The organism is Streptomyces sp. PCS3-D2, assembly GCF_000612545.2.
In the GTDB taxonomy this organism is placed as follows: Bacteria; Actinomycetota; Actinomycetes; order Streptomycetales; family Streptomycetaceae; genus Streptomyces.
Genome location: NZ_CP097800.1, coordinates 927,195 through 953,215, shown reverse-complemented (window position 1 = coordinate 953,215; position 26,021 = coordinate 927,195). Strand labels below are relative to the sequence as shown.

Below are 26,021 nucleotides of genomic sequence, written 5' to 3'. Positions count from 1 at the left end.
CTTCACTTCGTCGGTGGGACATTGTCGGAGAGCCCGTCGAAGTCGACCAGACCGGTGTCCTCCAGGACCGTGATGTGGTCCAGGACCGTGGCGTTGGCGGACGTGGCGAGGGCTCGCACCATGGAGTTGCGGGTCTGGGCCCGGATCCCGGCCAGCAGGGAGAACACCTTTCCGTGCGCCCGGCGCAACAGTTGGGTGAACAGCCGTTCGTACTCCTCCCCCTTGGCGCGGTTCAGCTGGCCCAACCAGTCCTGCTGCTGCGCGGAGGGCTGGTTGGGAAGGTCGATGCCGAGGGCCTGGCCGACCTGGATGGCCTGCCGGTCCAGGTCGGTGTGGCCGTCGACGAGGTGGTCCCCGGCCGTACGGATAGCGGGCCGCGTCCCGCGTTGCTGGGCCTGCCGCCCGGCGGGCAGCTCCCACAGCCCGGCGAGACGGACCTTGCGGACGAAGTCGCGGTCCGCGGCGGTCAGCGGCCCGTATGCCGTGCTCACCGTTCCCAGGCCGTCGTCGGCATCGGCCGGAACCGCCGCGGTGGCGGCCGTCGCCCGGCTGCCGAACTTGTCCACGGGGACCAGCAGGGCGATCAGGGTGAGCGCGAGCGCGGTGATGACGACACCGCTGGCGATCGAGTACCGGGTGGCCATCGACCAGCCTCGGGTGTTTCTCCGCTGCACTGACAGCAAAGTGCCTCCTTGCTCCGTGGGGCCGGGAGGTGGCGGGGCAGGGAGGTTCCGCAAGCGTGGTGCGGTGCGACACCCGCATTCCCGGGGGTGTCACCGGACGGTAGTGCCCGGCGCCACACCCCTGCCGGAGGACATCACCATCGGATAAACACTCCGGCGACTCCCGGAAAGGCTGATATCTTGCCGCGCTCCGCCCCTGTGCCCTCCGATGCAGGCGCCGCACGGCAGACGGCCGTTGCCGCCACGCGGTCGTGCGGAGAGACACGCGGCCACCCGTACCCGCGCGGTGACCGGCTCGGCCCCGGCCGGGAACGGCGCGCCGCCGCCCCCGCCGGGCCCGTCCCGGATCAGGCGGCCGAAGCCGCGAGCACCGCGGCGCGCGTCCCGCTCGGGGTCCGCCGGCCCTGCGCGGCCTGGGCCACCTGGTCCGGTGCGGCCGTGTGAGGGTCCGTCAGGAGCGCCAGGAGCGAGGTGCGCGCCCGGGCCACCCGAGAGCGGACCGTGCCGATCGGGCAGCCGACCGCCTCGGCCGCCTCCGCGTAGGGGAGCCCCAGCAACTGTGTGAGCACGAAGGCCTCCCGGCGCTCGGCCGGGATCGCGGCCAGCAGTTCCGCCAGCGCGATGCCGTCCTCGAAACCCGGCACGTCGTACGGCTGGGCCTGTTCGGCGGCCGTCTGCCAGTCGCAGCGGTCCGACAGTCTCGGCCGTGCGGCGGCGTGGCGCAGGCTGTCCACCACGGTCCGCCGGGCTATGGACAGCAGCCAGGTACGGGCGGAGGAGCGGCCCTCGAAGCGGTGCAGGCCGGCCAGCGCCCGCAGGAACACGTCCTGCGTGAGGTCGTCGGCGGCCTGGGCATCCGCGCTCAGATAGGCGACGTAGCGCCAGACATCGCGGTGGAGGGCGCGCACGAACCGGTCCGTCTTCGTGGGGTCGCCGTCCCGGGCGGCGAGCGCCAGCCGGGTCACCTCGGCGTCGGAGTCCTCGGTGTGCCGGGCGGAACGCGCGCCGGCGGTACGGGACGGGGAGGTCGTCAGGGCAGGAGTCATCGCCAAAGGTCCTTATGTGCAAGGGGAGTCCGGTGCCGCGTGAGCGGGCGGGACCGGTGAAGGGCACGGCCTGCCGCAGGGCATGGCCGAGGGCCCGAGGCGCGGCATCCACGCGTGCATGCGGTGCACGAGGCGTGTCAGTTGCGTCAGGTGCGTGCGAGGCGTGCAAGGCGTGCGAGGCGTGAGCGAGAGCCGTCGCGAACGCGGTCGCGGATGCCGGGGCGGCTCGGGTGTCCAGCTGTCAGAGGACAGCGGTCGCCGTCGGCGGACCCCTCGATGTGATGGCGTGCACGAGGAACAGCTGCCGCGGTGCGCGCGTACGGCGCGCCCGGCGCACCCGCGGGCGCGGCCGGTGCGCGACCGCGGCCGGGCGCAGCAGCAGACACAGCGGGGTCCGCAGCCGGGCGGCCACGGCGCGCACCACGCGGAAGAGGGCGCGTTCGCCGTGGGCCAGCCACAGGCCGCACAGTACGGCGGCCAGCAGGTGGGCGAGCAGCATCCCGGCCGGGGACATGAGCACCATCGGCACGGCGGAGGCCTGGTGCCCACCGCCCGCCATGTGCACGGCGGCCGGTGCGGACAGGGCGTCGGCCGTCCCGTGCCCGGCGTGGTGCGCGTGAAGGGCCGCTCCCGCAGGCACGGTTGTGGCCGGTGCGGCCGCCAGACCGACGGACGGAGCCGAGGACCGGGGCAGCGTCTGCGGGAGGGGCTGGGCGAGGGACTGGGCCAGGGAGAACCCCGAGTGCAGCACCGCCTGGACGGCGACGGCGGCCCCCGTGACGGCGAGGATGCCGCGCTCACGGTCCGCGAGGGACCAGGCCGTCGTCGCCGCCCCCGTGAACCCGAGGCAGAACGCCCACCAGGGCACCGCCGTACCCGACATGAGCAGGTGACCGGTGGCCGCGAGCAGCACGCAGAGGGCTGCGAACATCGCAGCCCGTAGGGCGCGTAAACAGCGGACCGGCTCCATGGCGGGGCTCATCCTCGCACCGGCCTCCCGAGCCGCACACCGGGGTACGCACTTCCGGACAAGTTTCCGCGAGCCGACCGTGTCACAGCCGGGCCGCCCGCCTCGTGTGGTGCAGGGCACAGCGGAGAACGGGAACCGGCCCGCTGCTCCACCCGACTGCCTACCCGGTCGGCCATGCGGTTCAACGTCCGGGGAAAGGAGACTTTGTGGCGTCGGAGGGAGCGGCGACGGCATCGCCGGCGGAGCAGGACGGCACCGGGGGACGGCGGCTGACGGCGCTTCTGACCTGCGCCATGGCGTTCTCGATGCTGCAACTGTTCCTCCTCGGGGCGCTCGGTCCGCGCCTCGTGGCGGAACTGGGCCTCACCCCGGCCCTGTTGGGTCTGACCACCACCATCGGTTTCGGAACCGCCGCCGCGCTCTCCCCGGCGGGCGGCCGGATCGTGGACCGGATCGGGCCCCGGCGCTCTCTCGTCGTGCTCCTCCTCCTGTCCGCCGCGGCGCTCGCCCTGATCGGCGCCGCCCCGGGTGCCGGCCTGCTGCTGGGCGCCGTCGCACTCGGGGGCGTACCGCAGGCGCTCGCCAACCCGGCCACCAACAAAGCCGTGCTGCGCGCCGTTCCGCCCGCCCGGAGGGGCGCCGTCACCGGCCTCAAGCAGTCCGGTGTGCAACTGGGCGCCTTTGCGGCGGGGGCTCCGCTGGCGGCCCTGGCAGGCGGCATCGGTTGGCGCGGCGCGGTCTGGACGGGCGCCGCGGCGGCGCTGCTCACCGGACTGTGGGCGCTGCGGGTCCTTCCCGCGGACCCTCCGCCGCCACCGGCCGGCCCGCGGCCTTCGTTCGCCCCGCGCGGGATGGTGGCCTGGCTGGCCGCCTTTTCGCTGTTCCTCGGTGCGGGAATCGCCTCCGTGAACACCTACCTCGCCCTCTTCGGCGCGCAACGCCTGGGCATGGGGCCGACGGCGGCGGGCGCCCTGGTCGCCGTACTGGGTGTGGCCGGCATCGCCGGCCGGGTGGGCTGGTCCAGGGCGGCCCGGCCCGGCCGCGCCGAATGGCTCCCCGGCTGGCTCGCGTGCGGCGCGCTGGGCGCGGCCGCCCTGCTGGGGGCCGCACTCGTGGCGGGCCCGCTGGTGTGGGTCGGCGCCGTCGCCGTAGGGGTGTTCGCCGTCTCGGGCAACGCCGTCTCGATGGTGCTGGTCCTCCAGCGGGCCGCCCCCGGACGGGCCGGACAGGACTCCGCGCTGGTCGCGTCCGGCTTCTTCGCCGGATTCGCGCTGGGCCCGCCGCTGTTCGGGCTGCTCGCGCAGAACGGACGCTACGGACCGGGCTGGCTCCTGGTGGCGGCGGAGTTCGCGGCGGCCGCGGCCGTCGCGCTCCTCTGGGCGGTACGGGACCGGCGCGGAGGTGCGGTGTGAGCGCGCGGACCGGCCGGGCACTGGCGGCGGTCATGGAGCGGGTGGCGGTGACCGGGTCCGAGGTGGGGGTGCGCTTCCCGCTGTACGCGGATCCCGCCGACGGGCGGTGGACCACGACCGGCCGCGGCTCGTGGACCGGGGGCTTCTGGGCCGGACTGCTGTGGCTGAGGGCGCGGTACACCGGAGCCGGTCCCGACCGGCGGGCCGCCGCGGCCTGCACGGCCCGCCTCGAACCGTGGATCGGGGCCGACACCGCCACGCGGGGCCTCATCTTCTGGTACGGGACCGCTGCGGCCGGCGACGACGCGGAGGCCGCTGCCCTCCGCGACCGGGCGGCCGGTGCCTGCCGCTCGGCCTGTGACCCGGAACTCGGAATCCTGCCCTGGGGCAACGCCCTGGGCGGCCCCCGCCTGCTCGCCCGGGTGGACGCCGTACCCGGCACCGTGCCGCTCCTCGCCGGCGCCGGAGCGGACGGGGCGGCCGCGGCGGCGTCCCACCTCCAGCGGCACCTGGACCTCTGCCTCGGCAGGCCGGGCGACGGGGCACCGTGGTTCCGGCCCGCCCTGGGTTTCGACGCGGCCACCGGCCGGTGGCGGCCCTGTGCGGAGCCGTTGCCCGGCTGGAGCCGGGGCCCGGCCTGGCTGCTCCTGGCGGTCGCCGACGCCCTGCTCCGGCCGGCCGTCGCGACGGCCGGCTCCGCCCAGTTGACCGATGCGGCCGCCCTGCTGGTCGAGCGCGGTGGGCTGCTGACCGGGTGCCCGGTTCCGCCGGCCGACTCCGACCGCCCGGACGGCCCCCTCGACACCTCGGCCGCAGCGATCACGGCGGTCGCCCTGCTGAAACTGTCCCGCACACCGGGCCCCCGCGCGGAGCAGTACGCCCTTCGCGCCGGGGAGATCCTCGACCACCTCACCCGGTCCCACCTCACCGGGGACGACGGCCCCCGCCCGGCCGGCATGCTGCTGGACGGCTGCTACGACGCAGCGCACCACCTCGCGGTCCGCCACGAACTCGTCTGGGGCGACTTCTTCCTGGCCCTCGCCCTGTCCGCCCTCCACGGCCTCGTGGACATCACCCGGGTCTGAGGACGCGCGGCCAGGAGGACCGTGATCCCCTGCACGGACCAGAAGCCCCCGGCCGGGCGGGCCGCGCCCGGAACCCCCGCCGCCGCGGTGTCCCAGCGACCGCCGCGCGCGGCCGGTCAAGCCCGGGTCACGGCCCCCGGGCCTGCCCGCCGTGGTACCTGATGGCCTGAGCCCCGTTCGCCGAGCCCGGCGGGCGGCCGGGGCCGAGCTCCTGCGCGGAACGCTGTGAGCCGGCGCTGACCGGCCGGGCGGGCTACCTCGGCGGCCCGTAGGTGCGCAGGACGCGGCGGGCCACCGAGGTGATGTGGAGTTCGTCCGGGCCGTCGAGGATGCGGGCGGCGCGGCCCGTGCGGAAGAGGGACGGGAGTGCCGTGTCCGGGCCGAGACCGGCGGCCCCGTGGATCTGGATGGCGGAGTCGGCGACCTGCTGGAGCATGCGCGCGGCGGCGACCTTGGCCAGCCCCACTTCCGTGCGCGCGTCCCGTCCGGCGGCGACGAGCGCCACCGCCTCCCGGACGAGGGGCCGGGTGGTGCGCAGGGCGAGCAAGGCGTCGAAGACGTGGGCCTGCACCAGCTGCCGGTCGGCGAGCGGCCCGCGGGATCCGCCGTGCGTGGCGGCCCGTTCGCACATCAGGTCGAAGGCCCGTTGGGCCTGGCCGAGCCAGCGCAGGCAGCGCAGCGTCCGGCCGAGCTGCAGCCGCTCGCCGGCGATGGCCAGGGCATCGCCGGGCTCCCCGAGGAGGTGGTCGGCCGGCACCCGCACCCCGTCGAGGGCGATCTCGTACTGACCCGGGGCGCCCAGCACGGGGAGTTCGCGCACCACGCGGAAGCCGGCGGAGCCGGTGGGCACGAGCAGCAGCGACAGCCCCTCGCGGTCTCCGGACACCCCGGACGTACGGGCCATCACCGTCACCAGGTCGGCGCCGGCCACGCCCGAGGTGAACCACTTGCGGCCGGTGACCAGCCAGCCGCCGTCCGGGTGCCGTTCGGCGCGGGTGGCGGTCCGCGACGGGTCGGTGCCGGGCACCCCCGGCTCCGTCATGGCATAGCAGGTGCGCATCTCCCCGGAGACGAGCCGCGCCAGGTACGCCGTGCGCACCCCCGGCCGCCCGTACCGCGCCAGCATCGTCACGTCGAGCAGCGGGGCGGATCCCAGTGCCGCGGGGCCGTGGTCGCTGGCGCCCTCGGCCTCGGCCAGCCCGGCGTAGGCCGCGAAGGACAGCCCGCCGCCGCCCAGCCCGGCCGGGAGCGGCAGGGCCCACAGCCCCTCGGCCCGAGCCTCGGCGCGCAGTGCCGCCAGGGCCTCGGCGGCCCCGGGCCCGCCCCTGTCCAGCACGGGTTCCCGGGGGAACACCCGGTCCCGGACGAATCGGGCGACCGCTTCCACCGGCGCGTCTGCGCCCGGATCCCGCTCCGCCACTCCGGCGCCGTCCGTGCGGGGATCTTCCACTGTGTGCCTCCTCCTGTCCGGGAACTTCCCGTGCTGGTGCGGACTTCCGAAACGCTGCGCGAGCTGCCGCCAACTCGCGGGAACTCGCACGAACGGCCGACCGACTTCCTGTTCGTGGAACTGGTCGGGCGCCGATGCTCCCGGGTTCCCGCATCCCGCAAGACCCGGGCCGCGGCCACCGCCGCAGCCAGGAGAGGAGAGGCATGGCGTCACCAGCAACCACGCAGACGGTCCGGCCGCTCGACGCACTGTGCTTCGACGCCTCGGGGCCGCCGCAGATCGCAAGCGTCGTCACTGATCACCTCCGGCTGCTCGGCGCGCGGACGGTCCGCCCCGGCCCGGCCGGTCACGGCGACGCGCCCGCCGCCGGCACCACGCTCACCGGCGGCGGCTTCGCGCCGGCGCACGCCACCGCCACCTGGGCGGACCCGGTGAGCGGGCTCGCCGACGAGGCCACGGTGCAGGCCGCCACCGGGATGATGGCCGTGCACGGGCGGCGTGACGGCACCCCACGCGGACTCGCCGTCGACTACGCCGCCACGGCCACCGCCGTCCTCACGGTGCAGGGCCTGCTCGCCGACCTCGTGGGCCAGGCCCGGGGCGGCCCCGCCGCCCAGGTCGCCACCAGCGCGGACCGGGCCGGACTGCTCGCCGTGTCCCAGTACCTCGCGGCGGCCGGCGCCGACGAGGGCGAGGCGGCCGACATCGCCCCCGGCGGACCGCCGTTCACCTCCGCCGACGGGATCCTCTTCGAACTGGAGACGCTCGACCCGGGTGCCTGGGCCGCCTTCTGGAAGGCTCTGGAGGCACCCGCGGACGCCCTCAGGACAGGCTGGCGACCCTTCCAGTTCCGCTACGCCACCGCCTGCGCCCCGCTGCCGGCGGCCCTCCACACCACCACGCGGTCCCACGGCTGGGACCGGATCCGCCGGGCCGCGGCCGCCTCCGGAGCGCAGGTGTGCGCACTGCGCTCCCTCGCGGACCGGGCCGCGGAGCACGACGGGGCCGCACCCTGGTTGCTGACCCCGACGGAGGGCGGGGCCGTGCCCGGCGGACCCGGCCGCGCGTCCGGCCCGGCAGCCGGCCGGCCCCTCGCGGGGCTCACCGTGCTGGAGGCGGGCCGCCGCATCCAGGCACCGCTCGCCGCGCACCTGCTCGGGCTGCTGGGCGCAGAGGTGATCCGCATCGAACCGCCGGGTGGCGACCCGCTGCGCGGCATGCCACCCACCTGCTCCGGGATCTCCGCCCGCTGGCTCGCGCTCAACCGCGGCAAACGGGCCGTCGAGATCGACATCAAAGCGGCGGCGGACCGCGGCCGGCTGCGGGACATGGCGGCGCACGCCGACGTCTTCCTGCACAACTGGGCGCCGGGCAAGGCCGCCTCCCTCGGCCTCGACGCCGACGACCTCGGGGCGGTCAACCCCGCGCTCGTCCACGCGTACACCAGCGGTTGGGCCGGTCGGCTCGACGACGCCCCCATGGGCACGGACTTCATGGTCCAGGCCCGTACGGGAGTCGGCGAGGCCGCCCGGCCCGAGGGCGAGGTCCCCGCGCCCTCGCTGATGACCCTCCTCGACGTCCTCGGCGGACTGCTGGGTGCCGAGGCGATCCTCGCCGGACTGCTGCTGCGCGAACGCACCGGCCGCGGCGTACGGGTCGAATCCTCCCTGCTCGGAGCAGCCGACACCCTCACCGGCCCGGCCCTGCGCCGGGCGGCCCGTGGCCAGAGCCCCCGGCGCCCGGCCGGCTTCCGCCACCCCCTGGCCACGGCCGACGGATGGATCGCCCCCGCCGACGCCGACGCCCGCGCCGCGGCCCGCCACGACCTGCGTGACCTGCCCACGGCGGAGGCTCTGTCCTGGCTGTACCGGAACGGCCTGACCGCGGCCGCCGTCACCACCGAACTGTCCGGCCTGCACCACGACCCGCGCTTCGCCGGCTCCCTCACCCGCGACGCGCACGGCGCCCCCGCAGTCCCCGACCCCTGGAGCTTCGCATGACCGCCGACAGCCTCGTCCTGCGCGACCTGCTGCCCGCCGAACTCCGCCGTTCCTGGGTGGTCGACGGCACCTGCCCCGACCTGGACCTCTACAGCCTCTTCCGCGCCCGCCAGATCGCCGACCTGCACCGCACCGCCGTCATCGACGCCAAGGGCAAGCTGTGCTACACCGCCCTCGACCGCAAGGTCCGGTGCCTGGCCACCGGCCTGAGGGAGCTCGGGATCGGCCCGGGCGACGTGGTCGGCGTCCAACTGCCCGACGGGCGCGGCGCCGTCATCGCCGACCTGGCACTGGCCGCCCTCGGCGCGGTCTCGCTGCCCTTCCCCGTGGGCCGGGGAGTCCTGGAGGCGGAGTGCCTGCTGCGCCGTGCCGAGGCCGTCGCCGTCATCGCGGCGACCGAGCACCGCGGGCAGCGGCACGCGGCCGATCTGCGCACGCTCGCCGGGGCACTTCCGCGCCTGCGTCACGTGATCGCCGCCGGGCGACCGGACACCACACCCGAAGGAACGATTCCGCTGGCGGAGCTGCTGCGCCGCGACCCCGGCGGGTTCGTGCCGGCCCGTCCCGACCCCGAAGGCGCCGCGCGCATCCTGGTGTCCTCCGGTTCCGAGGCGGAACCCAAGATGATCGCGTACTCGCACAACGCGCTGGCCGGGGGCCGCGGCAACTTCCTGGCCTCCCTGATGCCCGACGGGACCCCGCCGCGCTGTCTCTTCCTGGTTCCGCTGGCCTCCGCCTTCGGCTCCAACGGCACCGCGGTCACCCTGGCCCGGCACGGCGGCACCCTGGTACTGCTCGACCACTTCAGCGCCGACGCCGCGCTGGCGGCCCTGCGCGAACACCGGCCGACGCACGTCCTCGGCGTACCCACCATGGTCCGCATGATGCTCGAACGGCTCGACGAGACAGGAGAGGAACCACCTTCCCCCACCGCCCTGGTCCTCGGCGGGGCGCCGCTGGACGGGACCACGGCGGCCGCCGCGGCGCGCGCCTTCGGCTGCTCCGTCGTCAACCTCTACGGTTCCGCGGACGGCGTGAACTGCCATACCGGGCTCGGCAGCGCGGTGCCGCCCACCGACGGCTCCGGCGTCGTCGCGGGCCAGCCCGACCCCCGGGTCGCCGAGATCCGCATCGCCGATCCCGACACCCTTGAGCCCCTCCCCGACGGTTCCGTCGGGGAGATCGTCTCGCGCGGCCCGATGACCCCGCTGTGTTACGTCGGCGCCCCCGAGCTGGATGCCCGCTACCGCACGCCCGACGGCTGGGTACGCACCGGGGACCTGGGCTACCTCGACGGCGAGAGCGTCCTGCACGTCGTCGGCCGTCTCAAGGACGTCGTCATCCGCGGCGGGGCCAACATCAGCCCGGCCGAGGTGGAACGCGAACTCACCGCGCACCCCCAGGTCCGCGACGTGGCCTGCGTCGGTGTACCCGACCCGCTGATGGGGGAGCGGCTCGCGGCCTGCGTCGTGGCCCGAGGGACCCAGGCCCCCACCCTCGCCTCCCTCGGGGAGCATCTGACGGGGCGCGGTCTGGAGCGGCGCAAGCACCCCGAGCAGCTCCTCGTCGTCGCGGAGCTGCCCCTGACGGCGGCCGGCAAACCGGACCGCGCGGCCCTGCGCAAGCGCCTGGCCGAGAGCCGGGCACTCGTGTAGACGGGCCGTGGTCCGCCCCGGACGGCCTGATCGCCGCATGAAGCTCTGGCATCGGGAACCGGCACAGGACGCCGCACGCTGGGCCGCCCTGACGCGGCCCGGCGTGCGGCTCGCCGCCGAGAAGGGTGAGGGGGACGCGGCCGAGCGAGCGACGGCGGCCCGGGCTGGGCGGGCCACCCCGACGACGCCGGACCGGCCACCCGCCGGCCCGGAGCCCTGGTGTGGCTGATCCGTCAGCAGGACCTGAAACGGGGCGATCTCGAAGCCGCCGTGCTCGTGCCCCGGTTCTGAGGCCGCCTTCCGGGAGGGCCGGTCCGGCGCACAGAGCCTCCGCCATCTTGAAATGGCAGGTTCAGGGGCTGGTGTGACGGTCCCTCGGGGAAGTCGCGCTGGTCGTGGGTGGGAGCCCGCGGGAAGGATCAGCCGCCGGTGATGGGCACGGGTGCCGCTGCCAACGGCCACCGCGGGCAGCCCGGTCATGCCCGTTCCCAGCCGCTCCGAGGGGCAGCGCTCCTGGTCACGGCCGGGCGGTGCAGCAGCGGGCAGGCAGGTGACCGATCGATCCGCTGCGGGCGCCCTGAGCGCCGCAGATCCTGTGTCGTCAGACGGGGCGGATGTGTGGAAGACGGAGGATCTGGCTGCGCCCGGCAGCGTGAAGACGCGCTGCTGAGTGGGTGAACGGCGCAGGTGGGGCCCGGCGCGGTACCGGAGTGCGGGAAGGACCTCGCGAGGGACGACCGGAGCCAATGCGCTCTGGGTACCGGGGGACCACCTGAGGAAGAGGTAGTCGATGCTTGGTCATCAGCGTCCGTTGCGCTGCCGCAGGGCCGTACTGCTCGGCGGTGCCCTGGCCGCCGCTCTGGCACTTGCTCCCGTCACCGCCCATGCCGGCCCCCCGCCGTCCGCCGGTGGCGACGGTCTCGTCCCCGCCGTGCAGTCCTGGGGCACCAACGTCTCCGGGCAGCTCGGTGACGCCACTACCGCCGGCCGACAGAGTCCGATCACGGTCGCCGGGATCAGCAGCGTCACCGGCCTCGGCGCCGGCCCCGAGGCCAACCACGGGCTGGCCGTCCTGCCCAACCGCACCGTGAAGGCCTGGGGTCTCAACGACTTCGGGCAGCTCGGCGACGGCACCACCGTCAGCCACTCGACTCCCGGCACCGTCCCCGGCATCACTGCCGCCACCCAGGCCGCCGCAGGCGCCTTCCACAGCCTGGCGGTGCTGAAGGACGGCACCGTCAAGGCTTGGGGTCTCAACCTCTTCGGGCAACTCGGCGACGGCAGCACCACCAACAGCACCACCCCCGTCACCGTGTCCGGCCTCACCGACGCGGTCGCGGTCGCCGCCGGCGGCTCGCACAGCCTGGCGGTACTGAAGGACGGCACCGTCAAAGCGTGGGGCTCCAACGCCGACGGGCAACTCGGCGACGGCAGCACCACCAACAGCACCACCCCCGTCACCGTGTCCGGCCTGACGGGCGCGGTGGCTGTTGCCGCTGGTAGCTCCCACAGCCTGGCACTTCTCAGGAACGGAACCGTCAAGGCCTGGGGAGCCAACAGCGACGGCCAGCTCGGCGACGGCACCACCACCAGCAGCACCACTCCGGTCTCCGTGTCCGGTCTGACAGGCGCAGTCGCCATCACCGCCGGCGGCCACCACAGCCTCACCGTCACGCGCGGCCCCTGGAAGCAGCGCCGGTGCACCGGCACCACCCTCTACACCTGGGGTGACAACAGCGACGGCCAGCTCGGAGACGGCACCACGACCGACCGCACCAGCCCGACTCCCATCGCCACCGGACTGACCACCATCACCCACCTCGCCGCCGGGCGGAACCACAGCCTCGCCGCCGGCGACCGCCCCGGCGGGCGTTGCCAGCACTGACCACACCACCCCCCCCACCTCACCTGCTCCAGTGCAGAGCCGAAGTCGGCGGGCTACGGCAGCCGTCCCCACCGGGAGGGGACGGCTGATCTGGATCTTCCGGCCCGGCCACCCGACGAACCTCGAAGTCAACCGCTGACGGATGATCTGCACCGAAGACTTCCGCCCACGACCAGCGTGAGCACCCGGACACCGGTCACACCACCCCTTCGACCAGCAACTTCAAGTTGTCGAATCTAACGGCACGGCACGGCACGGCACCGCCCTGCCCGGCGGCGGGGGAGGGGCCCCTTGCACCCGGCCCCTCCCGCACCCCGTGGGGTCAGGGGGTGCTCATGGCCTTCTTCAGCTCCGCCGCCGCGTTGCGGTAGACCGGTATCAGGTCGAGGTCGTCCCCCGGGTAGTTGACGATCTCCACCTGCTTGGCGCCGGAGTCCGGCAGGACCGCTCCGGTCGTCATGTGCGCGTTGTCGAGCACCATCGACGGCTTCTTCGCGGCGAGTTCGGCGAGTTGCGCCGGTGTCACCGCTTCCGGCCCGTACGTGCCCACTGTGGTGGCACCCGCGAGCTTCGCCGACCAGGCGGTGAAGACCTGGGTCACGACGGACGGGCTGCCGCCGCCGGGCCAGGCCGCCCGGAGGTCCTGGTTCAGCTTCGCGTACTCGGCGTCGAAGCCGGTCTTCCACGCTGCGGCGGCGTCCGCCGTGCCGAACAGGCCGGCCAGACGGCCGACTTCGGCGGAGACCTTGGCGGGGTCGTTGTCGAGCTCCACCTCCACGAGCTTCGCCTTGGAGCCCGCCGCCTCCTTGATCTTCGCGGCGTACGGTTCGAAGGGGGCGTACAACACGAAGTCGGCCTTGGCCACGGCGGCGAGGTCCGAGGGCTTGGGATCGTAGTCAGGGGCGTGGTGCACGGACTGCGGCACGATGACCTTGATGTCCTCGGCGCCGGCGGCCTTGGCGAAGGCCCCCTCCCAGGTGGTCGTGACCACCACGGACGGCTTGCCGGTACGAGGCTGCTCCTGGCCCTCGCCGGACGTGGACGAGTCGTCGTTCCCGCAGCCGGCGGTCAGGAGGAGGGCCGCGCTCAGTGCGAGGACGGCAGGGATGCGGACGCGGGTGCGCGCCATGAGCTGATTCTCCGTTCGGGTATGAAATGCACCGCGAGGACCAGCGCCCCCGCGGTCAGGACGAGGACCGGGCCGGGCGGCCAGTCCAGCCACAGGGCCAGGAGGAACCCCGTCAGGTTCACCGTGACGCCGATGCCGACCGCCCACAGGGTGATCGACTTCAGCGAGCTGCCCAGGCGGCGCGCGGCGAGTGCGGGCAGCAGGGTCAGCGCGTCGACGAGCAGCGCGCCGGTGAGTTTGATGGCCCCGGCGACCGCGACGGCGACCAGGACCAGGAGTGCGGCCGTCAGGGCCCGCACCGGGACTCCGGAACACAGGGCGAGCTCGCGGTCGTACAGCAGCAGGCCGATCTCGCGCCGCCGCCACCAGAACAGGCCGGGCACGGCCGCGGCGAGGACACCGAGGACGACGAGGTCGGGCGTGCCGACCGACAGGATCGACCCCCACAGCAGGGCGAAGGCGCCGGAGGCGTTGACCCCCGACACGGCGAGCAGCAGCAGCGCCGCCGCGATGGCCAGGCTCATCAGCAGCCCCATCGCCCCCGAGAGGCCGTCGGGGGTGCGGGCGAGCGGGGCCACGCCCGCACCGGCCAGCGCACACGCGACCAACGCGCACAGCATGGGGTCAAGCCCGGTGAGCAAACCCACGGCGATGCCCAGCAGAGCCACGTGCATCATCGCGAACCGGACCGGCATGATGTCCAGGCCGACGATGACCACGCCGATGACCGGCAGCCCGACCGCCGCCAGCAGCAGGGCCGCCCCTGCTCTCTGCACGGGCAGCAGTTGGAGGAGTTCGCCGAGGTCGGCGGTGGCCAGGGTGGTCACCGGACCTCCCGGAGCCGGCCCGCTGCCATCTCCAGCACGCGGTCGCAGCGCTGCGCCAAGGTCCGGTCGTGCGTCACCACGATCAGTGTCACCGGCAGTGAGGTGAGGACGTCGGCGGCCTCCGCCTGCCCGTCGAAGTCAAGGGCGGCCGTCGGCTCGTCCGCAAGGAGCAGTTCGGCGCCCGCGGCCACACACCCGATCGCCCGGGCCAGGTACATGCGTTGCAGCTGTCCTCCGGACAGGGTGTGCAGAGGCCTGCCGGTCAGCGCGCCCACCCCGAGCCGGTCCGCGGCCTCGGCCGCTTCCGCCGGGGCGTTGCTGCCGGCCAGCAGTTCGGTGCCCAGCAGCGGGAAGCGTCCCGCTGCCGGCTTCTGGGGGATCCAGGCACAGGCCCGCCGCCGCCACGCCCACTCGGCGGGGGAGCGGCCCTCCCGACCGCCGACCAGGATCGAGCCGGACGTCTGGCGGTGCAGGCCGAGGACGGCACGCAGGAGGGTGGATTTGCCCGAGCCGTTGGTACCGGTCAGCGCCACGCGTTCACCGGCGGCGATCTCCAGGTCCACGTCGGCGACGGCCTCCACCCGGCCGTGCCGGCAGACGACTCCCCGCATGCGCACGTCCAGTCCGCCCATCACACGCCCCTCGATCGTCCTCGGCCGCGCGGGACGGCGCGGTCGCGCCTCCCACGTGCCAGTAGTCGGACGAGGGTCGTCCGGGGTTCCCGCCGAGCGGGACGGATTGCGCCCGGTCCCGCCGCGGAGCGGACGGCTCAGGCCGGTACCTCCTGGAGGTTCAGCTGCCAGGACACCCCGAAGCGGTCGTTCACCCAGCCGAAGCGGGCGCTGAAGCCGTACGAGCCCACGGGCATCAGCTCCTGGCCCCGGTCGGCGAGGGCCGTGTAGAGCCGGTCCAGCTCGGCGGCGGACTCGCACTCCACGAAGAGCGAAACCGCCGGGGTGAAGCCGAACTCGTGCCTGACATGGCTGTCGATGCACATGAACCGCTGCCCGGCGAGCGCGAAGGTGGCGCGCAGCACGGTGCCCTCCTCGCCCGGGCCGTCGGCGCCGTAGCGGGTGAGGTCGATGACCTCGGAGCCGTCGAAGAGGGAGGTGTAGAAGGTCAGCGCCTCCTCCGCCCTGCCCTCGAACATCAGGAACGTGGTGATCTTCTGTGGTGCCGAGGCCATCGAGCCGGTCCTCCGGGTGAGGTGTGGGGGTGGGGGACGAGGGGTGACGAGATGAGGGAAGGAGGCGACTCTATGTCCTTCGCCAAGGCTTCCTTCGGGTTTGAGGTGATTCGGTCGTGCTGGGGTCGTGCGGCGAGCCGATGCCCAGGGGGATGCGGCGTGCGGAGAAGGTGCCGTCGCGGAGCACGGCGAACGGGACGCGGATGCGTCGGCGGGTGCGGCGGAGGAGACACGGTGAGCGGCGGTGGGCCGCCGGCGTGCTCGCGCATCCACGTCCTGCAGAGCGGGCACCGGTTCCGTCCCGCCGAACCGGGGACGTCCCAGGTATCCGTTGGCATCATGGCCCTGCCAGGAGGTCCCGACGGGGTGGGGTGGCGGCCCGGGTGAAGTTCGTCCGGCTCGCCGAGTTCCTCCGCCACAACGCCGTCAACCTGCGGGTGCGCCTGCACGATGAGGGCGCGATCCTGATGAAGTCCACGGCCGAGTTGCGCGGACTCCTCGAACGGAGCCAGTCCACCCAGGACCAGCTGCGCGCCAGCGCCGACGCGATCCGCGACATCGTCGGCGGCAGGATCCTCGACATCGAGAACGAACTGCAGCTCAAGTTCAGCGAGTTCCTGACCGGCATCAGCCGCGAGATCGCCGACTGGCATGTCACGAGCGGCCCCGGCCGGCTGACCCGGGCCGTACGGTCCTACACCAAGGGCGGCCGCGTCGCCGCCCAGCACGCGCTGATGGACGCGTACACCGTCCAGTTGCAGGAGCGCATGCAGGTGTTCTGCGCCGATGACCTCGACCGGCTCATCGAGCAGCGCCAGGCCGACCTGGTGCGCCAGCTCGAACCGCTGATCAGGGCGCACGCCAGCCTCCTCGACAAGCTCCGCGCCGAGCTCACCGGCACGCAGTCCGTACGCGACCAGGACCACCTGCTCTACACGCTGGCCATCGCGGCGGGCAAGGGCATCGGGCGCGACGCGCGCCGCCGCGGTGACGACGTACCGCTGCTGTTCCGGCCCAGCTCGCTCATGGCGATCGGTGCGGGAGGCGGCGCGGCCGTCGGAGCGCTGATGGCCTCGGGGGCGGTCATCTTCGGCAACGGCAAGCTCCAGTCACGTGCGGCGGAGGAGTGCTCCGACCACGTGAAGGACTCGGCGGCGCTGACCGCCCGCCAGTACGCCGACAGCCGTGCCGCGGACCTGCGTTCCGCGTGGGGCGGAATCAGCGAAACACTCCACCTCCAGCTCCAGCACCTCATCGGGATCGTCCAGCGCACCATCGAGGAGTCCCGGACGGACGAGCAGGCCAAGGCACGGACGCGGGACAAGCTCTACGCGTTCGAGCAGCGGATCACCGAGGTCGAGCAGCACATCGCGACCTTCCTGCAGCCGTTCGTCTCCGAGGGCGAACGCGAGTAGGCGTAGCCGGGAGGGGCGTCCGGGGGCCGAGGTCGGAGGCGGCACCCGGCCGTGCCATGGAGACGGCGGCCTACACCGGGTGTCCGTCGGCGTCCGTGTGGTCCTTCTGGGTGGAGAATTTGTTCAGGAACACGTCGTACCTGCCGTCGGGCCGACGGGTCAGGGTCGCGCCGTCCTGCCAGACGCCGTTCTCGGGCCACCACTGGCTGCCGGCCGGGTCGCCCTGGTTCTGGTGGATGTTGTGCACGCCCAGGCCGGTGTCGAAGGGTTCCCCGAAGACCAGGACGGGCCGTCCGACGACGAGCATCGGCTCAAGGGCGAGCGCGGCCTGCAGATTGGTGCCCGAGGTCCAGGGCCGCGGGCACCCCAGCAGCCGTTCGAGGAGCTTCCGCACCCGCTCGGGCAGCCACGGGGGCAACGGCGGGCCGCCCCGCAACGCCGGATGCCGGATGTAGTCGAGGGCGCCGGACCCGGCCGTGGGGGCGAGGTCGTGGAACCCGGGCGCCAGCACGGCCACCGGGCCGAGCGCGGCGGCGTCCACCGTGAGCACTTTCCACTGCACGCCGGTCGCCGAGTCGTGGCTGTCCACGTCGACGGCGCACCTGTAGCGTCCGTCCGGCGCGTCCACCCGGAGATTGACGTGGAACCAGGCCCCTTCGGTGTCGGGGGTGTCCCGGAAGTACTCGTGCAGGGTGCCGGACAGCACCCCGTAGCGCGCGAAGGGCATGTTCCCCAGTGAAGCACCCGGGGCGCCGCGGCGGGCGCGGCGACGCGCGCCCCCGGCAGGGGTCGGCCCGGCCCGGTCCGGACGGGCGAGGGCTGGCGACGGCAACCCGTCGCGCGGGCGGGGCCGTTGCACCGCCGCTCCCGCGCGGCCTCCGCCGTCCGCGGGGAGCAGGGTCAGCGGCGGGCCGGGAGCATGTCGTAGGTGACCCACATGGTGCGCGCGGCCACCTGGTCGTACTTGGCCCGTGCCCGGTGGTTGTCGTCCGCGGTGATCCAGCGGACCACGCTCCAGCCGCGCGCGGCGGCGAGCTCGCGCAGCGCGCCGAGCAGCAGGTCGGCGGCGCCCGAACCGCGGTGCTCCGGTGCCACGAACAGGTCGTCGAGGAAGCAGCCGACCGTCGCCGACAGGGGCCGGGCGAACGGACGGTAGTGGGCCAGGCCGAGGAGGCGTCCCGCGCCGTCCTCCGCCACCAGCGCGCCGACCTCGTGTTCGGGGTCGTTCACCCACGCCCAGACCGTGGTGGCCGCCTCATCGGTCTGCTCGACCGCGTAGAAGTCGGCGTAACCGCGGTACAGGACACGCCACTGCGCGAAGTCCCCGGGCTGTGCGGCGCGCACGGTGATGTCGGTCATGGGCTGGACTCCGGTGTTCGAAGGGGGCCGGGACGGGGCGGACCGCCCGGATCCCGCACGGTGCGGACCATCGATCATGCTGGAGTCCTGCCGGGCGGGCACGCTGCCGCGGTGTCGAAACGGGGACGGCCGCAGCGCCATCGTGGACGGTGGCGCCGGGGCGCGCCGGCCCTGCCCGACGGCCGCCGTCAGCCTTCCGGCGTGCTGATGTCGACGAGCCAGGTGATGCCGAAGCGGTCCGTGCACATGCCGAAGACGTCGCCCCACATCTGCCGCTCCAGCGGCACCGAGACCGTGCCGCTGCCGGAGAGCGCGTCCCAGTAGCCGCGCAGCTCGGCGGCGTCGTCCCCGCTGACGCTCACCGAGATGTTGTTGCCCGGATCGTGCCGGGTGCCGGGCGGGTTGTCGGCGCCCATGAGCGTGAAGCCGCCGGCGGTCTCCAGCATGCCGTGCATGATCCGGTCGGCGGCATCGCCGGCCTCCTCGCCGCCGAAGTCGCCGTAGGTGTTGAGCGCCAGGGTGCCGCCGAAGACCTCCTTGTAGAACTCCATCGCCTGCCGGGCGTCGCCGTCGAAGTTGAGGTACGGGTTGAGGCGAGAAGGCATGGAGAGGTTCCCTTCCTGATGGTCTGCCGGCCCCTCACGTTAGGGGAGTCGGGCAGATCGCGCCGGACGGCCGTCGTGGATTCGGCGATGGCCCGTCACCAAGCTGTGAAGCTCCGACGGGATGCTGGTGCCAGGCCGCCGGAACCGGACCGGCCCCGCCCCGCGCGTGTCGCGCCTCATCTGGGGGAACACCATGAGCTCCGTACGCCGAACCGCCGCCGCCCTCACCGCCCTGTCCGCCCTGTCCGCCTTGGCGCTGACGGCCTGCGGTCCCGCCGATGACGCGGCGGGCGGTTCCGGCACCCCGTCGGCGGGCACGCCGGCCGCCGGGGCCTCCCCTTCCGCCTCCGCCGCACCCTCGGGGTCCGCCACCCCGGCTGCGAAGCCGTCGAAGTCCGGCGGGTCCCCCGGCAGCAGCACGCCGACCGACCCGGACGGTGCCGTGCTCCCGTGCGGCACCGGCGACGTGACGTTCACGGCGAGCCTGGCGGAGCCCACGACCAGCAGCTACCTGTTGAAGATCACCAACAGGGGTGCGAAGGCGTGCAGGGCGCTCGGGCACCCCGTCGTGACCTTCGGAGCTCTGGACGGGCAGGCCACGGAGCGGGGCACCGCACCGGGAATCGCGGACGCGATCAGGCTCGACCCGGGCGAGTCCGCCTACGCCGGCCTGATGGGCGGCCCCGCCGACGGCACCGGGAGGACCGTCGACTCGATCGCGATGACCATGAACACCGAGTCCGACCTGGTCCAGACGCCGCTCAGGGCGTCGACCCCCGGTTTGTACGTCTCCGCCACCAGGAACTCCGTGACCCCGTGGGTGGACAACGCGGAGGACGCCCTGAGCTTGTAGTTCCGACGGGTGACCCTGACCGAGCTGCGGCGGGTCGCGGGTGGGCGCCGCGGAGGGCCGCCAGGATGACTCCGGTCAAGTGGGGCCGTCCATGACGCAGAAGGAGCACTTCATGCTGGAAAGACAGCGTCGCAAGAACACCACCGCAGTGACCTTCGTGCTGCCCGGCGGCGACCCGCCGGGCCCCGTCAGCGTCGTGGGGACGTTCAACGACTGGCAGCCGGGCGCCCACGTACTCGAACCGCGCCCCGACGGCATGCGGGCGGTGACGGTCGCGCTTCCCGCCAAGTCCACGCACTCCTTCCGCTACCTCGCGGCCGGGGACTACTGGTTCAACGACGCCGGCGCCGACGGGCACGAAGGCCCCAACAGCCGCCTGGACACCTGACGTCCGCCAGCTGAGCCGCTGAGGCGCTGGGCCGCACGCCTCCGCACCGGCACCCGCCGGGGCGGGGGCGTGCGCGCGGGACGGGCCGTGCTGAGCGTCGTCCGGGGCCCGCCGGAGGTCAACGCGCGGCCCCGGACGTCCCCGTATCGGGGGATCCGCTCCCTTGCTCCCGCGTGTGCGCCCCTGCGTCTCCTGCGGAGGTGCTACACAGCGGCATCCACCCGGACCGGACCCGAGGAGCGGACGGATGATGCAGAGCCCGGCGGCCCACCGCCGTACGGAAGACGGCGCCGCCCGGAGCGAGGGGGGAGCGGACGCCGACGGTGCCGCGGACCGGGCCGCGCTCGCCGCCGCGACCGGGACGGTGATGGCCCTGGTGCCCTGCACCGGCGAACGTGCCCGGCGCGTCCTGGGCAACGCGGCACAGGCCGCGGGCGTCACGCTCCCCGCCATGGCCCGCACGGTCCTCGCCACCCGGACCGGACCCGGTGCCGCGGACCCCGACTGCGAGCGGGCGCTGCACGCCGAGATCGGGCACGCCCGGAGCCCCCACCCTCCCGGACCGCCCGCCTCCGGCACGCTCCTGCCGGCTCCGCACGTGCTGCGCCGCCACCTGAACCACCTGCGGGCCGTGCGCCGTCGTACCCTGGCGGCGCCGGAGGACCCGGCGCTGCGCGCCGCGATGGAGGACGCCGCGTACACGCTGTGCGTCCTGATGGGGCAGCGCAACACCCACAGCGCGCTGCTCGCCGCCGAGGAGCTGGTGGCAGCTCACCGGCTTCCGCCGGTCCAGGGGGCCGGCCCGGTGTCCGCGGGCGGCGCCTGCTGACCCGTGCCGGAGCCGCCCAGCGCCGCCACGGCCGCCACCAGCCGGTCCCAGAACAGGTCGGCCCGCAGCTCGACGGCGACCCGGGCGTTCGCCGGCCGTCCCAGGGTGCCGTGCAGGTCCACCACGGTCGCCCCGCGGGTGTGCCGGCCGTGGAGTTCCACGGCCACGTGCGCCTCCACACAGGTGACCAGCCCGGGGTCGATGACCCGGGCGACCGCGACCGGGTCGTGGACCGGGGGAGCGGGGAAGCCCCACAACCGCAGGTAGGTGCCCGCGAAGAACCCCAGCAACTCGGCGCAGATCCGCCCGAGGTCGGTGTCCAGGGCCTCGAAGCGGGCGACGACCTCGGCAGTTGCGAGGGCCTGGTGGGTGACGTTCAGCCCGCACATGGTCACCGGCACGCCGCTGCGGAAGACGATGTCCGCGGCCTCCGGGTCGGTGTGGATGTTGAACTCGGCGGCCGGGGTCCGGTTCCCCCGGTCCGTGGAACCGCCCATCAGCACGATCTCCCTGATCCGGCCCGTGAGCTCGGGGTACCGGGTCAGCAGCAGGGCGATGTTCGTCAGCGGCGCCGTCGGTACCAGGGTGACCGGCTCCGGGTGCTCGGCCAGCACCCGTCGCAGCAGTTCCACGGCGTGCTCGGGCCGGGCCGTCAGGGACGGCTCGGGGAAACGGGGGCCGTCCAGCCCCGACACCCCGTGCACGTCCTCGGCGACCCGCAGCGTCTCCACCAGCGGCCCCGCGCACCCGGCGGCGACCGGGACCCCCGTGATACCGGCGACGGTGCACACCCGCAGGGCGTTCAGAGTGGTTTTCTCCACGGTCTGGTTGCCCGCCACCGTGGTGACGGCCAGCAGCTCGACCCCTGGGTCGCCCGCCGCGAGGAGGATCGCCAGGGCGTCGTCATGGCCCGGGTCGCAGTCGATGACGATCGGGACGGGGGCAGGAACAGGAACAGGAACAGGAAAAGAGACGGGAGCACTCAAGGCCGGACACCTCTCCTCGGTCCGCCGCCGCTGCGGCGCGGGCCACCGGATCCAGTGTGCGCACCGACGGGCCGGCACACGCCGTTTGCGCCGGCCGGCGCGGCGAACGGAGGGCGAGAGGCCCGCGAACAGCCGTGGGCGTGCTCACCGCGGCCGAACAGTACGGGGCGACCGACCGGACAATGTCAGTGACGTGCGTCACAGTTGAGGGAAGTGGCAGCAGCACGTCCCTCCCGTACGGGGTGATCTCCATGCAGTACGCGATCCGGGCCGAGGGCCTGGCGAAGCGGTTCAAGCAGACGCGTGCACTGGCCGGCGTGGACCTCCAAGTGCCCGTCGGCAGCGTCCTCGGCCTGCTCGGGCCCAACGGCGCGGGCAAAACGACCGCCGTCCGGATCTTCGCCACCCTCCTCCGGCCGGACGAGGGCCGCGCGGAGGTCGCCGGCTACGACGTCGTCCGGGAGGCGGGCCGGGTCCGCTCGGTGATCGGGCTCACCGGCCAGTACGCCGCCGTCGACGAGAACCTGACCGGCACGGAGAACCTGCTGATGATCGGTCGACTGCTGGGCATGCCGCGCGGCGCGGCCCGGTCCCGGGCCGCCGAGCTGCTCGACCGCTTCCGGTTGATCGAGGCGGCGGGACGGGCCGCCAAGACGTACTCGGGTGGCATGCGGCGGCGTCTCGACCTCGCGGCGAGCCTGGTGGGGCGGCCGCAGATCCTCTTCCTGGACGAGCCGACCACCGGACTCGACCCGCACAGCCGTGGTGAGGTGTGGGACATGCTGCGCGGATGGGTGGCCGAGGGCGTCACGGTGCTGCTGACCACGCAGTACCTGGACGAGGCGGACCGGCTGGCCGACAGCATCGTCGTGATCGACAAGGGCACGGTCATCGCCGACGGCACGCCCGACGAGCTGAAGGCGCAGGTCGGCGGGCAGGTCCTCCAGCTGCGGCCGGCTCGGGCCGAGGACCTCGCCACCGCCCATGCCCTGATCGCCGAGGAAGCGGGCCCCCTGGCGGAGATCGAGGGTGGCGGGATCACCGTGCCCGTCAAGGACCCGGAGCTGATGCCGAGCGTGGTCCGGCGGCTGGACCGGGCGGGCATCGGGGTGGCGGAGCTGACCCTGCGGCGCTCGTCGCTCGACGAGGTGTTCATGGTCCTGACCGGCCACCGGGCCCAGTCGCCGACGGCACCGGGCGACGGGGGCCCGGACGGGGGCGGGGGCGGGGGCGACGAGCAGTACGCGACCGCGGGGAGCCTGCCGTGACCACCGCCTCCACACCCGTGACCGGCGCGCTCGGCGGCAGTGGCCGGGTACGCCCCCTGGCGGCCCTGCGGCAGACCGCGACGCTCGCCTGGCGCAGCCTGGTCTCCGTCAAGCACAATCCGCTGGAGCTCGTCGACTACAGCATCTCGCCGATCATGTTCGTCTTCCTGTTCACCTACGTCTTCGGCGGACAGATGGCCGGATCCCCGCAGGCATACCTCCAGTACGCCCTCGCCGGGATCATCGTCCAGAACACGCTCTTCATGAGCATGTACACGGCGATGGCGCTGAACATCGACCTCACCAAGGGGGTCTTCGACCGCCTCCGCAGCCTGCCCGTCGCCCGCTCGGCACCCCTCCTCGGGCGGATCGCGGCCGACCTGGCCAAACAGCTCTGGGCGATGCTCCTCATGATCGCTCTGGGCACCCTGCTGGGCTTTGAGATCACCGGCGGTGTCGCCGGTTTCGCCGGCGGGATCCTGCTGCTCCTGATCTTTGCCGCGGCCGTCTCGTGGACGGCCGTCCTGATCGGGATGTTGGCCGGCGACGCGGAGAAAGTGCAGGTCTTCGCCTTCACGCTGATCTTCCCGATCACCTTCACGAGCAGTGCCTTCGTGATGGTCGACACGATGCCCGGCTGGCTCCAGGCCTGGGTGAACGTCAATCCCGTCACCCAGCTGTCGGACGCCTTCCGCGGACTGCTGCTCGGCACCCCCGCAGGGGAGCCGATCATGTGGTCCCTGGTCTGGGCGGCGGGCATCGCGATCGTCTTCGTGCCCCTGGCCATGCGGGCCTACCGCTCCCGGGTCTGACGGCTTCCAGCCGTTGCCCTTGCGCGGCCGCGTTACTGGAGCTTCGACAGCTCGACCGAGTCGGCGGCTGCGGGAGGCTCGGGCCGGACGGGCTCGTCGAAGGCGGAGAAGGTGGCCTCCACACGCTCGCCGGACGCCTTGGTGCCCTGGACGCGCAGGAGGTACGGCTCGTCCTGCGTGGACACCTGGTAGCTGCCGGTGTCCCCGCCGCGCTTTCCGGTGACCGTGATGGCCGGACGGCCGTCGACGGTGGTGCGCGCGCCCTTCGTCAGCTGCTCGTTCGCCGGTTTCGAGGAGAACTCCGACTTGAAGTAGTCGAGATCGCAGAACTGGGCGAAATCGCGCAGCATGATGTTGTCCGTGGTGCCGTGCAGGTAGCGGCCGTTGATCAACGCGATCGCGTCCTCGGCCGCCTCGGCCGGTACTTGGGCCCGCAGCAGGTCGTCGTCGAGCTTCATCCACACGTCGTTGCCGCGTTTGACGACGTCCGCCTTGCCGGAGCCGCCGGGAGGAGTGACGGTGCCGACGCAGTCGCCCGCATCGTCGAACCGGATGTCCAGCGCGGTGGTGCCCGCGCCCTCCGACACCTTGGCCACCATGCGCATGGAGGTGACCTTCGACATCGCCGTGCGGGAGGCCTCGGCGATGGCCTGTGCGCTCTTGTCGGCCATGCCGTTGTCGTCGGCCAGGGCGGTGCCCGTACCGGCGCCCGCGAACACGATCAGACTGGCGGTTCCCACGGCCGCGCGGCGGGCCGCGGCTGCTGCCCGGGATGCGGACATCCGGCGTCACCTCCTCGGGCCGCCGCCGGATGGCGCCTGGTGACACCCTGCCTCCGGTGCGGCCGGTCACCGGTTCAGCGTAGGTCCGTGCCGCGTACGCCGCAGCCCGGGGCCCGGCGGCCGGTCTCGTACGGCACCGGCGGGCCCCGGGCCTCCGGTCGCGTCAGTTCGGGGCCGTCAGCCGGAGACGGCCTCGGCCCACTTCCGGTCGACGGTCCTGCCCGCCTTCGCCTGCTGCTGCTCGGTCGGGAATGCCGGTGTGCCCTCGACCGTGGGCAGCATCTCCGCCAGGGCTTTGTCGAGGGTGCCGTTCTCCTGCATGGACTTCATGAGCACCGGTCGCGCGTACGCCCCGAGCCGGATGTTCTGGCCCTCCGGGCTGAACAGGTACTCCTGCCACAGCCGCGCCGCCGCGGGGTGCGGGGCGTCCTTGTTGATCCCCTGCGCGTAGTACTGGGCGAAGCTGCCGTCGAAGGGGATGGAGGTCCGCCAGTCCAGGTCCGCGCCCTTGCGGCGGAACTCGTCGGCATACCCGAGGTTGAGGAAGTCCCAGTCGATGCTGATCGGCGTCCGCCCCTGCTCGATCGTCGCCGGAGTGGACTCGACCGGGATGAAGTTGCCGTTCCTGCTGAGCTCGGCGAAGAAGTCGATGCCGGGCTGGATGTTGTCGAAGGAGCCCCCGTTCGCCAGGGCCGCCGCGTACACCCCGGCGAAGGCGGAGCCCGATTTGGTGGGGTCGCCGTTGAGCGAGACCTGGCCCTTGTACTCGGGTTTGCGCAGGTCGGCGAAGGTCGCGGGGCAGGTCTTGACACGCTTGGCGTCGCAGCCGATCGAGACGTAACCGCCGTAGTTGTTGTACCAGCGGGCCCGGGGGTCCTTCTGCTCGTCGGGGATGTCGTCGTACGGGGCGACCTCGTACGGGGTGAGCAGACCCTGCCGGGCCGCACCCGGCGCGAAGGTGCCGCCCACATCGATCACGTCCGGGGCGGTTCCGTCGCGCCGGTGCTCCTTGAGGGCGTCGATCTCGTCCTGGCTGGAGCCCTCCGGGTTCTCCACGATGACCCGGATCCCGTACTTCTTCTGGAAGCCGTCGATCAGCTCCCCGTAGCCCGCCCAGTCGGAGGGGAGCGCGATGGTGTTGAGGACCCCTTCCTTCCTGGCCGCGGCGGTGAGCGCCGCCATGCCGCCCGCGTCCGCGGCCGAGGTCGCCACCGCGGGTGCCCTGGGCGCTGCGGGGGGCTTGTCCCCGCAGGCGCCGAGGGGTCCCGCGGCGAGGCCGAGGCAAGCGGCGACGGCAGCGGTGCGGAGACGGGGTCCGGGCACAAACGCTCCATAACGGGCGGCACGTACTGATCCAGGCCAGCGTACGTGCGTCGGCCGCGACAGCGCAGTCCCG

At 73.7% G+C, this 26,021-nt stretch carries 26 protein-coding genes; 12 read left to right on the top strand and 14 right to left on the bottom strand.

Annotated features, from left to right (window positions below):
- Positions 1-2: 2 nt before the first annotated feature.
- From AW27_RS04015 to AW27_RS04005, 3 genes are all read right to left on the bottom strand, one after another.
- Positions 3-674: a DUF4142 domain-containing protein gene (locus tag AW27_RS04015; RefSeq protein WP_370466456.1), complete on the bottom strand. Its 672-nt coding sequence runs from the start codon at positions 672-674 to the stop codon at positions 3-5.
- A 356-nt stretch (positions 675-1,030) separates the two neighbouring features.
- Positions 1,031-1,729 (bottom strand): sigma-70 family RNA polymerase sigma factor, encoded by a 699-nt coding sequence (locus AW27_RS04010; RefSeq protein WP_052030061.1) that lies wholly within the window; start codon positions 1,727-1,729, stop codon positions 1,031-1,033.
- Between the two features lie 241 nt (positions 1,730-1,970).
- Positions 1,971-2,660 (bottom strand): hypothetical protein, encoded by a 690-nt coding sequence (locus AW27_RS04005; protein WP_037916364.1) that lies wholly within the window; start codon positions 2,658-2,660, stop codon positions 1,971-1,973.
- A 332-nt stretch (positions 2,661-2,992) separates the two neighbouring features.
- Here AW27_RS04005 and AW27_RS04000 point away from each other — a divergent pair, with 332 nt between their 5' ends.
- Both AW27_RS04000 and AW27_RS03995 read left to right on the top strand, forming a co-directional pair.
- Positions 2,993-4,111 carry an MFS transporter gene (locus AW27_RS04000; RefSeq protein ID WP_037918064.1) on the top strand — a complete coding sequence of 373 codons (1,119 nt, stop codon included), beginning with the start codon at positions 2,993-2,995 and terminating at the stop codon, positions 4,109-4,111.
- Complete coding sequence (locus tag AW27_RS03995; protein WP_236647460.1) at positions 4,108-5,196, top strand: sugar ABC transporter permease; 1,089 nt, start codon at positions 4,108-4,110, stop codon at positions 5,194-5,196. Before AW27_RS04000 ends, AW27_RS03995 begins: the two co-directional genes overlap by 4 nt.
- Positions 5,197-5,449: 253 nt before the next feature.
- Here AW27_RS03995 and AW27_RS03990 read toward each other — a convergent pair whose 3' ends face one another.
- On the bottom strand, positions 5,450-6,616 hold the full coding sequence (locus AW27_RS03990) for an acyl-CoA dehydrogenase family protein (protein ID WP_052030217.1): 1,167 nt from the start codon (positions 6,614-6,616) through the stop codon (positions 5,450-5,452).
- Between the two features lie 233 nt (positions 6,617-6,849).
- Between AW27_RS03990 and AW27_RS03985 the strand changes: the two genes are divergently transcribed.
- The 4 genes from AW27_RS03985 to AW27_RS03970 all read left to right on the top strand — a co-directional run bounded on the left by AW27_RS03985 (position 6,850) and on the right by AW27_RS03970 (position 12,186).
- The gene (locus AW27_RS03985; protein ID WP_037916367.1) at positions 6,850-8,646 is read left to right on the top strand and encodes a CoA transferase; all 1,797 of its coding nucleotides are present in this window, start codon (positions 6,850-6,852) and stop codon (positions 8,644-8,646) included.
- The gene (locus AW27_RS03980; protein WP_037916369.1) at positions 8,643-10,301 is read left to right on the top strand and encodes an AMP-binding protein; all 1,659 of its coding nucleotides are present in this window, start codon (positions 8,643-8,645) and stop codon (positions 10,299-10,301) included. Before AW27_RS03985 ends, AW27_RS03980 begins: the two co-directional genes overlap by 4 nt.
- Positions 10,302-10,338: 37 nt before the next feature.
- Positions 10,339-10,530, top strand: a complete 192-nt coding sequence (locus AW27_RS03975) for a hypothetical protein (protein ID WP_157840158.1) — start codon at positions 10,339-10,341, stop codon at positions 10,528-10,530.
- Positions 10,531-11,091: 561 nt separating this feature from the next.
- A complete protein-coding gene (locus tag AW27_RS03970; protein ID WP_078555856.1) occupies positions 11,092-12,186 on the top strand; it encodes an RCC1 domain-containing protein in 1,095 nt (364 codons plus the stop codon).
- Between the two features lie 322 nt (positions 12,187-12,508).
- Here the strand turns inward: AW27_RS03970 and AW27_RS03965 are convergent, their stop codons facing one another.
- The 4 genes from AW27_RS03965 to AW27_RS03950 all read right to left on the bottom strand — a co-directional run bounded on the left by AW27_RS03965 (position 12,509) and on the right by AW27_RS03950 (position 15,328).
- Positions 12,509-13,315, bottom strand: a complete 807-nt coding sequence (locus AW27_RS03965) for a metal ABC transporter solute-binding protein, Zn/Mn family (protein WP_037916372.1) — start codon at positions 13,313-13,315, stop codon at positions 12,509-12,511.
- Positions 13,273-14,142 (bottom strand): metal ABC transporter permease, encoded by an 870-nt coding sequence (locus AW27_RS03960; protein WP_037916375.1) that lies wholly within the window; start codon positions 14,140-14,142, stop codon positions 13,273-13,275. The genes AW27_RS03965 and AW27_RS03960 overlap by 43 nt, the downstream gene beginning before the upstream one ends.
- Positions 14,139-14,774, bottom strand: a complete 636-nt coding sequence (locus tag AW27_RS03955; protein ID WP_037916378.1) for a metal ABC transporter ATP-binding protein — start codon at positions 14,772-14,774, stop codon at positions 14,139-14,141. Before AW27_RS03955 ends, AW27_RS03960 begins: the two co-directional genes overlap by 4 nt.
- Before the next feature lie 137 nt (positions 14,775-14,911).
- Positions 14,912-15,328, bottom strand: coding sequence for a VOC family protein (locus tag AW27_RS03950; RefSeq protein WP_037916381.1), 417 nt, complete (start codon positions 15,326-15,328; stop codon positions 14,912-14,914).
- 383 nt (positions 15,329-15,711) lie between these two features.
- On the opposite strand from AW27_RS03950, the gene AW27_RS03945 reads away from it, so the two are divergent.
- The gene (locus AW27_RS03945) at positions 15,712-16,743 is read left to right on the top strand and encodes a hypothetical protein (RefSeq protein WP_157840159.1); all 1,032 of its coding nucleotides are present in this window, start codon (positions 15,712-15,714) and stop codon (positions 16,741-16,743) included.
- A 70-nt stretch (positions 16,744-16,813) separates the two neighbouring features.
- Here AW27_RS03945 and AW27_RS03940 read toward each other — a convergent pair whose 3' ends face one another.
- From AW27_RS03940 to AW27_RS03930, 3 genes are all read right to left on the bottom strand, one after another.
- Positions 16,814-17,470: a DUF2278 family protein gene (locus AW27_RS03940; RefSeq protein ID WP_037916387.1), complete on the bottom strand. Its 657-nt coding sequence runs from the start codon at positions 17,468-17,470 to the stop codon at positions 16,814-16,816.
- Between the two features lie 173 nt (positions 17,471-17,643).
- Positions 17,644-18,102 (bottom strand): GNAT family N-acetyltransferase, encoded by a 459-nt coding sequence (locus AW27_RS03935; RefSeq protein ID WP_037916390.1) that lies wholly within the window; start codon positions 18,100-18,102, stop codon positions 17,644-17,646.
- Positions 18,103-18,290: 188 nt separating this feature from the next.
- Complete coding sequence (locus tag AW27_RS03930) at positions 18,291-18,707, bottom strand: VOC family protein (protein ID WP_037916392.1); 417 nt, start codon at positions 18,705-18,707, stop codon at positions 18,291-18,293.
- A gap of 193 nt (positions 18,708-18,900) precedes the next feature.
- On the opposite strand from AW27_RS03930, the gene AW27_RS03925 reads away from it, so the two are divergent.
- From AW27_RS03925 to AW27_RS03915, 3 genes are all read left to right on the top strand, one after another.
- Positions 18,901-19,560 (top strand): DUF4232 domain-containing protein, encoded by a 660-nt coding sequence (locus AW27_RS03925; RefSeq protein ID WP_157840160.1) that lies wholly within the window; start codon positions 18,901-18,903, stop codon positions 19,558-19,560.
- Positions 19,561-19,651: 91 nt separating this feature from the next.
- A complete protein-coding gene (locus tag AW27_RS03920; protein ID WP_483316532.1) occupies positions 19,652-19,948 on the top strand; it encodes an isoamylase early set domain-containing protein in 297 nt (98 codons plus the stop codon).
- Positions 19,949-20,195: 247 nt separating this feature from the next.
- The gene (locus AW27_RS03915; RefSeq protein ID WP_236647461.1) at positions 20,196-20,777 is read left to right on the top strand and encodes a DUF5133 domain-containing protein; all 582 of its coding nucleotides are present in this window, start codon (positions 20,196-20,198) and stop codon (positions 20,775-20,777) included.
- Here the strand turns inward: AW27_RS03915 and AW27_RS03910 are convergent.
- Positions 20,720-21,763 (bottom strand): nucleoside hydrolase, encoded by a 1,044-nt coding sequence (locus tag AW27_RS03910; protein WP_201773392.1) that lies wholly within the window; start codon positions 21,761-21,763, stop codon positions 20,720-20,722. The two genes, AW27_RS03915 and AW27_RS03910, sit on opposite strands and share 58 nt — an antisense overlap.
- A 251-nt stretch (positions 21,764-22,014) precedes the next feature.
- Between AW27_RS03910 and AW27_RS03905 the strand changes: the two genes are divergently transcribed.
- On the top strand, positions 22,015-23,031 hold the full coding sequence (locus tag AW27_RS03905; RefSeq protein ID WP_037918080.1) for a daunorubicin resistance protein DrrA family ABC transporter ATP-binding protein: 1,017 nt from the start codon (positions 22,015-22,017) through the stop codon (positions 23,029-23,031).
- Positions 23,028-23,843, top strand: coding sequence for an ABC transporter permease (locus tag AW27_RS03900; protein WP_037916401.1), 816 nt, complete (start codon positions 23,028-23,030; stop codon positions 23,841-23,843). Before AW27_RS03905 ends, AW27_RS03900 begins: the two co-directional genes overlap by 4 nt.
- 32 nt (positions 23,844-23,875) lie before the next feature.
- Here AW27_RS03900 and AW27_RS03895 read toward each other — a convergent pair whose 3' ends face one another.
- On the bottom strand, positions 23,876-24,625 hold the full coding sequence (locus tag AW27_RS03895) for a hypothetical protein (protein ID WP_037916403.1): 750 nt from the start codon (positions 24,623-24,625) through the stop codon (positions 23,876-23,878).
- Between the two features lie 177 nt (positions 24,626-24,802).
- Entirely contained in the window at positions 24,803-25,948 is a 1,146-nt protein-coding gene (locus tag AW27_RS03890) for an ABC transporter substrate-binding protein (protein ID WP_037916407.1), read from the bottom strand.
- Between the last annotated feature and the right edge of the window lie 73 nt (positions 25,949-26,021).

Coding starts and splice junctions, on each gene's coding strand:
- AW27_RS04010 (WP_052030061.1), bottom strand. CDS start 1,729: ATGACTCCTGCCCTGACGACCTCCCCGTCCCGTACCGCCGGCGCGCGT.
- AW27_RS04005 (WP_037916364.1), bottom strand. CDS start 2,660: ATGTTCGCAGCCCTCTGCGTGCTGCTCGCGGCCACCGGTCACCTGCTC.
- AW27_RS04000 (WP_037918064.1), top strand. CDS start 2,993: ATGGCGTTCTCGATGCTGCAACTGTTCCTCCTCGGGGCGCTCGGTCCG.
- AW27_RS03985 (WP_037916367.1), top strand. CDS start 6,850: ATGGCGTCACCAGCAACCACGCAGACGGTCCGGCCGCTCGACGCACTG.
- AW27_RS03980 (WP_037916369.1), top strand. CDS start 8,643: ATGACCGCCGACAGCCTCGTCCTGCGCGACCTGCTGCCCGCCGAACTC.
- AW27_RS03975 (WP_157840158.1), top strand. CDS start 10,339: ATGAAGCTCTGGCATCGGGAACCGGCACAGGACGCCGCACGCTGGGCC.
- AW27_RS03970 (WP_078555856.1), top strand. CDS start 11,092: ATGCTTGGTCATCAGCGTCCGTTGCGCTGCCGCAGGGCCGTACTGCTC.
- AW27_RS03965 (WP_037916372.1), bottom strand. CDS start 13,315: ATGGCGCGCACCCGCGTCCGCATCCCTGCCGTCCTCGCACTGAGCGCG.
- AW27_RS03955 (WP_037916378.1), bottom strand. CDS start 14,774: ATGGGCGGACTGGACGTGCGCATGCGGGGAGTCGTCTGCCGGCACGGC.
- AW27_RS03950 (WP_037916381.1), bottom strand. CDS start 15,328: ATGGCCTCGGCACCACAGAAGATCACCACGTTCCTGATGTTCGAGGGC.
- AW27_RS03940 (WP_037916387.1), bottom strand. CDS start 17,470: ATGCCCTTCGCGCGCTACGGGGTGCTGTCCGGCACCCTGCACGAGTAC.
- AW27_RS03935 (WP_037916390.1), bottom strand. CDS start 18,102: ATGACCGACATCACCGTGCGCGCCGCACAGCCCGGGGACTTCGCGCAG.
- AW27_RS03930 (WP_037916392.1), bottom strand. CDS start 18,707: ATGCCTTCTCGCCTCAACCCGTACCTCAACTTCGACGGCGACGCCCGG.
- AW27_RS03925 (WP_157840160.1), top strand. CDS start 18,901: ATGAGCTCCGTACGCCGAACCGCCGCCGCCCTCACCGCCCTGTCCGCC.
- AW27_RS03920 (WP_483316532.1), top strand. CDS start 19,652: ATGACGCAGAAGGAGCACTTCATGCTGGAAAGACAGCGTCGCAAGAAC.
- AW27_RS03915 (WP_236647461.1), top strand. CDS start 20,196: ATGATGCAGAGCCCGGCGGCCCACCGCCGTACGGAAGACGGCGCCGCC.
- AW27_RS03905 (WP_037918080.1), top strand. CDS start 22,015: ATGCAGTACGCGATCCGGGCCGAGGGCCTGGCGAAGCGGTTCAAGCAG.
- AW27_RS03895 (WP_037916403.1), bottom strand. CDS start 24,625: ATGTCCGCATCCCGGGCAGCAGCCGCGGCCCGCCGCGCGGCCGTGGGA.